The organism is Arthrobacter sp. HMSC08H08 (assembly GCF_001807575.1).
GTDB classification, from domain to species: Bacteria; Actinomycetota; Actinomycetes; order Actinomycetales; family Micrococcaceae; genus Pseudoglutamicibacter; species Pseudoglutamicibacter albus.
The window spans coordinates 21,699-30,897 of sequence record NZ_KV789394.1 but is presented as its reverse complement, the minus strand read 5'-3'; the positions used below and the strand labels follow the sequence as shown (position 1 = coordinate 30,897).

Here is a 9,199-nt window from a genome sequence, read left to right as displayed (position 1 = left end):
GATCATCCCCGCAGGCGCGGGGAACTCGTAGACCTGAACCTCGGGATCGGCCGGCTCCACGGATCATCCCCGCAGGCGCGGGGAACTCACTTGGATCCCATTGGGGTCAATGTACCTTATTGTGGTCAAAAGATTCACTTTGGACAACAGCCGAAAGTCATCTGTTTGATCTGCGTCCGTAGCGGCGCCATTTCGACGCGTTGCTAGAGCCAACCCTGGCCGAGTTCGCGGAAGGCTGGTGCGGGCGCATCATGAGCGTTATCCCATCAAAATCCACAGGCTCCCAATGATGCCCGTGAATCAAAAACTCAAGACCTTGTTCACTATTCGATTGCCAAACCAGGATCGCCCGCCCAGAACGGACAGAACCCCGAACCTCCTCCCAAAGAGCCTCGCGCACCCTCCGGGAAACACTCCCAACAAAAACGCCAGGAGAAATCTCTAATAACCACCGAGTCACATGCCCCCGAAGCCCAGCAGGCACCGCTGATAGAACTAGGACAAGCAACTGTTACGTGCCCCCATAATTTCTCTTTGCGGCAACCTCCGGTCCAAAACCACCCCAAAGCTTCAGCGTCACTTCCGTGGTCTCGTCTTCGCTCATTTCCTGCTCCGACTCGTCCATGAGAAGACCTCGGATGTCTTGAACACAACGTTTAAGGAACTGGCCATCAACCATCAGGTCCCGTAAACCACGTCTAGCTGCCGAAGAGATGTCGGGCGGTTGTTCTGAGGCCAAGCGAAAAGCCAGTGGAATCACGAGGTCAGCCTTGTATAGGTCTGCGACATCGTAAACAAACGCCCTGATCGTGCCGGCATGCACGAAACCTAAGCCCGGCGAAAGCCCCAAAGCAACAATTACAGAATGCACGACACCATAGAGAGCAGCATTCGCGGCGGAAAGAGCCTTGTTTACTGAGTCAGAGTTGTCGAAATCATTCTGGTCATACTCACGCGAAGACCACTGGATGCCATATTTCTCTGCAGCCGCACGGTATGCGCGGCGCATCCTAACGCCCTCACGCCCCCGCAACTGTTGCAACGTCAACCCAGAAACATCCTCGCCAGGGAAACGCATCTGATACATAGCCCTAGCTACCTTGAGTCGCCCCCGCGTAGTCGAGAACAACTTCGCCTGAGCCTCCAGCATCCGCGAAGACTCCGCTAAAGGACGCCCATGACCGTAATAACGGACACCCTCTTCACCCGTCCAGACAGCACAAACACCCGACTGGTGAAGCAACGTCATCGCCTGATGCGTCACCGTCGTACCCGGCCCCAGCAACAGCGTCCCAAGCGTAGACGCCGGGATATGAACCGTGCCGCGCTCATCCGTCGCCGTAATCGCATTATCATCACGGTGAACACGGCACCGCTCCAGGTAGACGAAAGTCAACCTGTCAGCCGCCCGAGCCAACTGAGGTAGCTCGGGCGGCACGAACCCCGGCGGCGTCCTAGACATCGTTGTTTAAACCACTCACAGGCGCCAACGTGAGCAGGCCACAGCCGTACGCCTTTGCAGGACCAATACCCGAAACCAGCGCAGACCTGAAAAGCTCCGCATCAGTGACCTTCAGAATCCCCTCGAACACCACCGCACGAATAGTGACAAGCCGCCCATTCTGCTTAGAGAACTGCATGTTCTCCTGACCATGAAGCAGAACTTCAGGCTGCCCCATCCGTGAGCGCGCCAGCTGGAAACCGTGACGCTCAGCTTGACGTTCAAGCCAGCCAAGCTGCGCCTCCAGCCCCACAAGAGGGATACGGGCAGAACGTTGATCCCGGCCTTCCCGGTATTTATTAATGATCGGGTTGGCGCGCAAACGGAAACGGAATTCTTGACCACTCGACAAGGAATCCAACAACGGCTGATAGGCCCGCGACTCAATCGCGTCTTCGTTTACCAACAGTTCCTGCGACAAGCGACTCGTATCAGGAACACCCGGCGAAACGACATACAACGTACGTTGCGCAGCTTCTCCATCGATCCGCCACAGAACACGACGTTCAACCCCAGCATCCGTTGCGGCGGCGATAACGGCGTGCATCACCTGCTCGCTTGCAAGTTTCCGTCGCGTACCGCTACGAGTCAGATCCAGCGGAACCCGGGTCAGAGTGATAGACATCAAGACACCCCTTCGTCATCTACCGGAGCAAGCAATGCCATCGGATCATGAACATCATCAGAATCCGCGGAGCCGTTGTCATGAGTCGTGATCGCAGACAACGGGACATAGTCATGCGACATAGCCCGAAAATCGTATTGGCGATGCTCCATCGAGAAGCTCACAGGGTTATCGGCAATCGTTTCCGCGGTAGCGAAAGTAGCGTCTCCCGGACGCGACTCGAACGTCAGATGGATGCGTTCTGAACCGTTCCGCCGCAGATTCGCCAACCGCTTCGCCTGGTAATCAGACGCTTGCCACGGATAACTCTTCAAAACGTCCTCGAGGCCGCCTTCACAAACATCCGCATGGATAGGGCCCGCAGGAGGAAGGGCCCGCCTCCCCAGGAACAGAGGGTAAACAGGTGCTTGGATGGCCTTGACGTACCGCTCAAGCAACTCCCGGTCGGAAGATTCGAATCCGACCACAAATACCGCATCCTCAAGCATGTGACGGTGAGTCAGGGGCATACGTGATGGTTTTGGGTCCAAGGTCCTAGCGGTTTGAAAGTCCACAGTTAAAGTGCCCGGAATATCTGTCCGCGTACCGAAGCGAAGGTCACGGAACTCAGAGAGATCAGCACTGCGCTCATAACCAAGCGCTGAAGCCAGCAAACCAGCCACACCGCTCTTGGTCGGTTGAGGTTGTGTTGCTCTTCGGTTATATCTACTTCGGGCACCCCATGCCTGCAACGGACCCCGCAAGACAAGTACGAGGGTGTAATAAACCATGTCTAAGCCTCCAGACGGCTCTCGACGGTTCCACCCAGGGCCGTGACGAGCCCTTCAAGCGAGGTAGCCTCACCTAGCTCGTCCAACTCCTTGAGGCCGTCGTTGAGGCTGATCACCCACGACTTCACTGGGGTAGTGCCGTACTTCTCGTCGATCTTCAGCGACCACGCAGCCAAGCGAGCCGCAGCGACATCGCTGATGTGGGTACCGCGGACGGGCTCTTCAAACGCGCCCACCAAGTTGACTGACTGCGAATCACGGACTTGAACCACAACCACCTCAGGCAGGGTACGGTTCGCGAACGTATTCATTTTTCCCGAAGGCATCGAGGTTAAGAACGCACGCACGAAAGCCTCGACACCAATACGCGTAGCCTCAACATTACCGAGGTTGGCAGCAAGCGCGTTCGCATCCACAGTCGCGTAACGGTACAGCGTCGATGAGTTGAACTCGATGGTGCCGATCATCGCCGCACCGGCATCCTCACCGCCATCCTCGTCGGCTTCGCGGATATCATCTACGGCTGTGAAGTAGTCAGCTTCCGTGGGGGTGTCGTGGACGCTGATAGCGTGCGCAACCTGAGCTGCCGCATCAATGTTGAGGGAAGCATCGTCCGCGACCATCCGGCCGAACAGCGAGACATCCACCGACGCGTCCTGGACCGCGGCCGCACGGATGTTCTTCTTATTTTCGCGGTCTTTCACAAAGGTCGTAACATCACCCGAGGAGAGGGCATCCACACCAAGCTGCGCAAGGTTCGTTGCCTGTGCCGTGGAGAGGAAAATCAGGTAACCGGTCTCTTCGAGCTTCTCTCCCTCCTCTTTGCGGCCCTTTGGTTTAGCAACTTTGATACCGGCAGCTGTCACAATCTCGATGGCTGCCGCTTCAGCCTGCTCCTGAGCGATATCCGGATCGATTTCGAGCATCTTCGAAGCTAGAAGAGCCACTACCTTCTTGGTTCGAACACCTAGTAGATCGTCAGTTGCGATGTCACGGAACATCACGCGAGTTGCACGTTTCCAAGCCTGGCTAGAAACCCGTGCACGAGTCACGCCTCCAAAAAGTGCCGTCTTAGGAGATCCCGTCTCATCACGGTTCAAGTTAGAAGGTGGGACCGTCTGCAAAGCGTGGATGTCGATAATGGTGCGGGTCATGGGATGGGCCTTTCTGAGTGGATTAGGAAACGGAAGTCTTTAGAGAAGCTGATGAGGGAAGGTTGTAGAAGTCACGGCCCCAACGGAGCCGCACTGTGTTTCGACGTTCAGGGAACTGCCAGTCGAAAAGGTCCTTAGCCAGCTGCCCATAGTCGAAGGCGCGGCGGTCTTGTTTCAGCAGTTGAATCAGGGAGCGGAGTCGGCCTAGCAGCTGTTCCCAGGAGGTCGCTGCACCGAGCTGTTCAAAACGGCGTTCAACACCGGTGCCATTGGTGGCCGAATCAACAGCCTGGCGCACCGCCTGGCCGAACTTCACGGCATCGGTGTGAGGCGAGGTATCCTTCCGGGAACGGTGATGAACAGCAAACAAAGTCAGAGTGGCATAAGCCGCCAACTCAGCCCGGGAGGCTTGGCCATCGTTGCTGACCCAGCCGGAGGGGGCCTCGTCGATGGTCCATTTCAACGCCTGTAAAGAAGAACCGATGGGACGCCCTGCCGCCTGAGCGAGAACCGCGATAGCTTCGACTGCGCTTGCGCGATTAGAGCGGTAGCCCTCGCCCAAGACGTGCGAGCGGTGAAGTACGAAACGAACGAGCTCTGACGCGGTGGTCCCGCGGCTTCCAGATGAAACCGTAGACATGCTTACGCCCTCTCTTCAGTATGTGTGGTGGGGATAAAAGATTTACGAATTTTCGCCAACGCGGAACGGAACCAGGCTTCAGACAATGGGGCGTTATAGCGGCGGTCCTGATGCTCCCTGCCGAAAAAGGAAATCGAAACGGCGCGGGAGGTCATATCGAGACCGATAGCCAGGATGAGTGAGAGAGCCCGCTCGACCCACTCGGGAAGAAGCTCAACGATGTTCTCCGGGGTGGCTCGGGAAAACCATTCACGGAAGGGTGCGTCGAGTGCAGCATAAGCAAGGGTGCTCGCTTCCTCGCGTGGCCCCTCGAGATCAAGGCCCCGGCTGGTGGCAATATTTGCCGCAAGATTACGCAACGCCAGAACGGCCTGCTCGGACGCTTCGACGGCGTTACTAATCGCCTGCTGCACCTGTGGATTTGTGCTCGCGAATGTTGCCAGTTGGCCGCTGACAACGTCGTCGTACAGTTCGTCAACGACTGCTTGCTGACTCCCATAGACAAGACCAACACCGTGTAGGCGCACCGGATATTCGTGGGGGAGCATCTCATCGAGGTAGAGCTCTCCGAGCCACTCAGAGCTAACCGAAGTTCTAAATCGTTCCTCTACTGAGGTGTTGGTTCGCCCAGCAGGTAGCAACGTACCTACGTTGCGCCAAAGCATTCGAGCAGGGTCATGGTCCCGAGGCATATAGACGGGGGTGGGGCTCTTGAGGGCTTTCTGCTGAGCGGGGCTGTTGCGCCAGCCGGACATAGGCTCAAGATCGAGCATGTTTTGCGGTGCTAGAGGGTCTCCCTGAGCGACGATCACATGCTTGATGACCCCGTCCTCCGGGAAGAGGCGGACGCGCCGGCTTTGCCATGTGTACAGCGCTTGTGGCCCTGTGGCTTCAAGGCTTGGATTCTCTGCGGCCTGAGCATCACCGGCATCCCAGTGGAAGGTCTCCCACGCGGGCGCATCATTGGCCCAACGAGTGCCGCTGCTCGGGTGAGTTCCGACCAGGTTGAGCATCAACGTGTCATGAAGATTGGCGCCTTCGAAGAAGATTCCTCCAAGCCGGCCAGTCCAGCCAGTCCCAATGCCGTAGCCCTTACCGCCTTTGACCCGGGGGTCACCTACGGCACCGGTTTTGATGCCGGCAATATCGAAGGCGTGCAACGTGACGAGGGCCCGGGCGCCTTCGCTGTAGGAGACCGAATCTAGGCCTGCTCCGATGCGCGTGGTCATGTAGGGCTTGCCGGAGGGGACATCCAGAATCAGGCGTTCCAGACCAAAACGCTCGTCTTTAGAGTTACGCAGGTTTGCTACCTGGAAGAACGGTGTTTCTGGGTGAAACAGATCGAAGTATTCTGAGTGCTCTTCAAGGTAGCGCTCGATATTGTCGACCGGAAGCCCTTCCTCGAACCAGTCAGCCCAGAGCTCGGTATCCAGAACTTGACCACGGTGCGTAGCGTAGATGATCGAGAGGCAGAGGCGCAGTAGAGCGAAGTCGGTGATCGGTAGCTCCGCTGCGATCGCTTTGAGGTTCTTCGCTTCCTTGAACACATCGAGAAGCGAGTACTCGTTGACGGCGCCGTCCATTCCAAGGCATGGAATCCACGGCTGGCTGATGAGCGAAAACGTGGGTCGCTCACAAGTTGCTTCAGTCATGTTTATTCACTTTCAAACCGAAGGTGGGGTCATAGTGCATGGTGAACCAATCTGTTGAATACGTTAGATCTTCATTAAAAATAAGTATGAGTTCGCCACGCAGTTCGGGTGAATCTTGCCAATCAAATTCAGAAGTCCGTTCCAGGTGCTCGATGAACGAATCAATGCTTGTCTTATGGAGCATGTGTTCGGTGACGTTGAGGCTGCACCGTTTGAGGAAACGCGCGATGTCAGCGGGAGGTGCCTCGTAAATCGGCAATGGTGTTCCTCCGTGCTCGGCGACCCAAGCAGGAATGCACAGCTGGCCATCAATCATCTGAGCCACCAGAACTTCCACATTGTCTGCGGCATCCCGCACACCAACCGAGACCCGTTCATCGGTGCCGTCTTCGCTCAAGCCACCTGAAACGAGCCCGAAAATGTCTTTCATGGTGGAAGGTTCGTGAAGCAGGGCCGCTTGAGGTTTTCTGCGAGCCTCCTTCGTTTCTTCAAGAAACTTCTGTTCAGCTTTGGCGAGTGCATCCTCCCAGCCGGCGGGCGCCTGAACAGGCTTTTCGTATGTGTTGTCGACCAGCTCGGGGATGTCTGCCGGGATTTGTACTTGGACTTCGCTCTTGTCGACGAGGCCGAGTGCCAGGGCTGTACGCAGCAGGAGGTGCTCGCCGTAAACCGCAACGGAACCTCGCGATGGAGCGAACGGAGTTGTATTCCAGTCCACTCCGCTGATCCACAGTTCAGCCTGACGCAGCAGGGGTGGGCGGATAGCGTCCCGTTGTGTATGGCGGTGGAGACGCCCCGAGCGTTGCAGTATCAAGTCCACCGGGGCGAGGTCGGTGATCATGAGGTCAAAGTCCAGGTCCAGCGACTGCTCAATGGTCTGGCTTGCCACAACGATGCTTAGCTCACCCTCGGGTGCGGAACCGCCCTTGCCGAATTGCTCCAGCAACACGTTGTCTCGCTCTGCACGGTCATTGCCCATGAACCGAGCATGAGAAATGTAGTGGTGAGCATCCGGGAACGCTTCACGCAGTAACTCTGAGGTCTCTTGGACTTCGCGCACCGTGTTGCGGATGACAGCAACACGGCCTCCGTCGCGGCCTTTCACCCTAATGAGTTCGATGAGGTCGGCCGGGGTATTGCCTAGCCGTCTTACAGTCAGCTCGCGAACCACGCCGGTGCTTTCCGAGGAACGCTCCACAACACGGCCCGAACGTTCCGCCAAGGTCAGGCGCGGATAAGCCTCGACAGGGAGGCTCTGCTGCCGGGGCGCTTGGTTCCGGTTCGTGTGCCCCTGGTAGGCGCGGATGAACGCCTCCCTTCTGCTGGCTGGCAGGGTTGCGGAGAGCATAACCACGGGAACGCCCATCGCGCCGAGCCAGTCGAGTGCGTCTTCGAGGAACTGGGACATATAGGTGTCTGCAGCGTGAACTTCGTCCAGCACAACAACTTTGCCTGCGAACGCAAGATGGCGCAGGGTCACAAAACGCATTTTGAGGGCCAGCATCAACGCATGGTCGATGGTGCCGATAGTGAAAGGTGCCAGCAAGCCGCGGCGGCGGTCTGTCAGCCATGAGTGGGCCACAACGGAGCTGTGACGCTGTTTCTTGTTTGACTCATCTCCCACATGAGGGCCAAAGTAACGGCGCCATGCCTCTTTATATGCGGAATGGTATGTCTCGTTGAGGTCCCGCTTTCCGTGAGCCAGGAAGGTAGTGGGAGGTGCTTGGCCTTCCTCGAGTGGGAACTGCTCGAGCCAATGGGTGACGCGTTCAAACATCGCGTTGGTGGAGGCCTGGGTTGGCAAGCCAATAAAGAGACCGCCGTGGCCGAATTTCTTTGCAAGGATCTCTGCGCACATGAGCGCGGCTTCGGTCTTACCTTCACCCATGCCGGCTTCGATGATGACCAGTCCGGGTTCTTGCGACTCTGAAGCGAGCTCGCGGGCCGCCGACTGCATCGGGCGGGCCTGGGCGGAAGCATCCAGTTTGAAACGCTCTCGGAGATGTTCATCGGCATCGGCGGGGTGATCCCATGATGTCCAAGGCCCAGGCAGGGCTAGTGACCCCCAGCCGTCTTGAGCGCGTTGCTGGGTTTCCTCGATAAATTCGAGGGGAAAATAATGCTCGTTTGATGCGATCCAGTCGGACATGATGACCGCTCCGGAAAGGATCGTTTGCGCGTGAGCGGTCAGACGGGGGAGAGCGGGCAGTTCTGCTTTGATGACTTCCGAGAACCCGGTCACGAAATCCATATGGTCAAGTAGGGCGGTACGGGCATCGGCCCATTTTTGGTCCCCGAGGCTCAAGGAGTCGAGCAGGGCTGCGTTGAATAGTTCCTTGGATGCGGGCGCTCCGTGGTGCGCAAGAACGGGGCCGAGCCAGCTATGCACAATCGGGAGCCGCTTGACTGCAAACGTGTTCCGTAGCCACTCGCGCAACGCCACACCGGAGATAACTTCGTGACGTAACCGGGGTGTTAGTAACGTGCCAGGGGCGAGCTGTGGCGGGTGGATGAAACCTGCGGCCTGCGCTTGATCAGCTGCGCGGCGATGCTGCGCCGAGAAAGCCGGGGCCGCCTTCCCAACATCATGCGCGCCGGCGAGGAAGACGAATGACGTCCGGGCCACATCATCGGCCCCAAGCTCAGCCGCAAGCATGTCTTTAAGATGCGGGGCAAGGAACTCATCCCAAATGTGCCCGGCAACGGCGGCGGTGTCTTCGAGGTGCTGCCGAATTGAGAGAGTCTGGAGTAGTGCCCCATAGAGTGGTGTAACGCGGTGGCCGAGATCGTCTCCGACTTCGTGTCGTTGTCGGATGTAGAGCGGCCACCGCGTGATCCTTCGAGTCAACCTTCCAAA

General features: G+C 57.6%; 8 protein-coding genes. All 8 read right to left on the bottom strand.

Annotated elements, in window-relative coordinates:
• Positions 1-157: 157 nt before the first annotated feature.
• The 8 genes from cas2e to cas3 are packed head-to-tail and all read right to left on the bottom strand — an operon-like array spanning position 158 to position 9,190.
• Positions 158-508, bottom strand: coding sequence for a type I-E CRISPR-associated endoribonuclease Cas2e (cas2e, locus tag HMPREF3175_RS09960; protein ID WP_083289450.1), 351 nt, complete (start codon positions 506-508; stop codon positions 158-160).
• Positions 509-511: 3 nt separating this feature from the next.
• Positions 512-1,462, bottom strand: a complete 951-nt coding sequence (gene cas1e / locus HMPREF3175_RS05955) for a type I-E CRISPR-associated endonuclease Cas1e (RefSeq protein WP_070491224.1) — start codon at positions 1,460-1,462, stop codon at positions 512-514.
• A complete protein-coding gene (gene cas6e / locus HMPREF3175_RS05950; protein WP_052048400.1) occupies positions 1,455-2,126 on the bottom strand; it encodes a type I-E CRISPR-associated protein Cas6/Cse3/CasE in 672 nt (223 codons plus the stop codon). Before cas6e ends, cas1e begins: the two co-directional genes overlap by 8 nt.
• Positions 2,126-2,896, bottom strand: a complete 771-nt coding sequence (gene cas5e / locus HMPREF3175_RS05945) for a type I-E CRISPR-associated protein Cas5/CasD (protein ID WP_070491223.1) — start codon at positions 2,894-2,896, stop codon at positions 2,126-2,128. The genes cas6e and cas5e overlap by 1 nt, the downstream gene beginning before the upstream one ends.
• A gap of 2 nt (positions 2,897-2,898) precedes the next feature.
• Positions 2,899-4,050: a type I-E CRISPR-associated protein Cas7/Cse4/CasC gene (gene cas7e, locus HMPREF3175_RS05940; RefSeq protein WP_070491221.1), complete on the bottom strand. Its 1,152-nt coding sequence runs from the start codon at positions 4,048-4,050 to the stop codon at positions 2,899-2,901.
• A gap of 22 nt (positions 4,051-4,072) precedes the next feature.
• Positions 4,073-4,690: a type I-E CRISPR-associated protein Cse2/CasB gene (gene casB, locus HMPREF3175_RS05935; protein ID WP_052048402.1), complete on the bottom strand. Its 618-nt coding sequence runs from the start codon at positions 4,688-4,690 to the stop codon at positions 4,073-4,075.
• 2 nt (positions 4,691-4,692) lie between these two features.
• Entirely contained in the window at positions 4,693-6,342 is a 1,650-nt protein-coding gene (casA, locus tag HMPREF3175_RS05930; protein ID WP_035755859.1) for a type I-E CRISPR-associated protein Cse1/CasA, read from the bottom strand.
• Entirely contained in the window at positions 6,335-9,190 is a 2,856-nt protein-coding gene (gene cas3, locus HMPREF3175_RS05925; RefSeq protein WP_176745139.1) for a CRISPR-associated helicase Cas3', read from the bottom strand. The genes casA and cas3 overlap by 8 nt, the downstream gene beginning before the upstream one ends.
• Between the last annotated feature and the right edge of the window lie 9 nt (positions 9,191-9,199).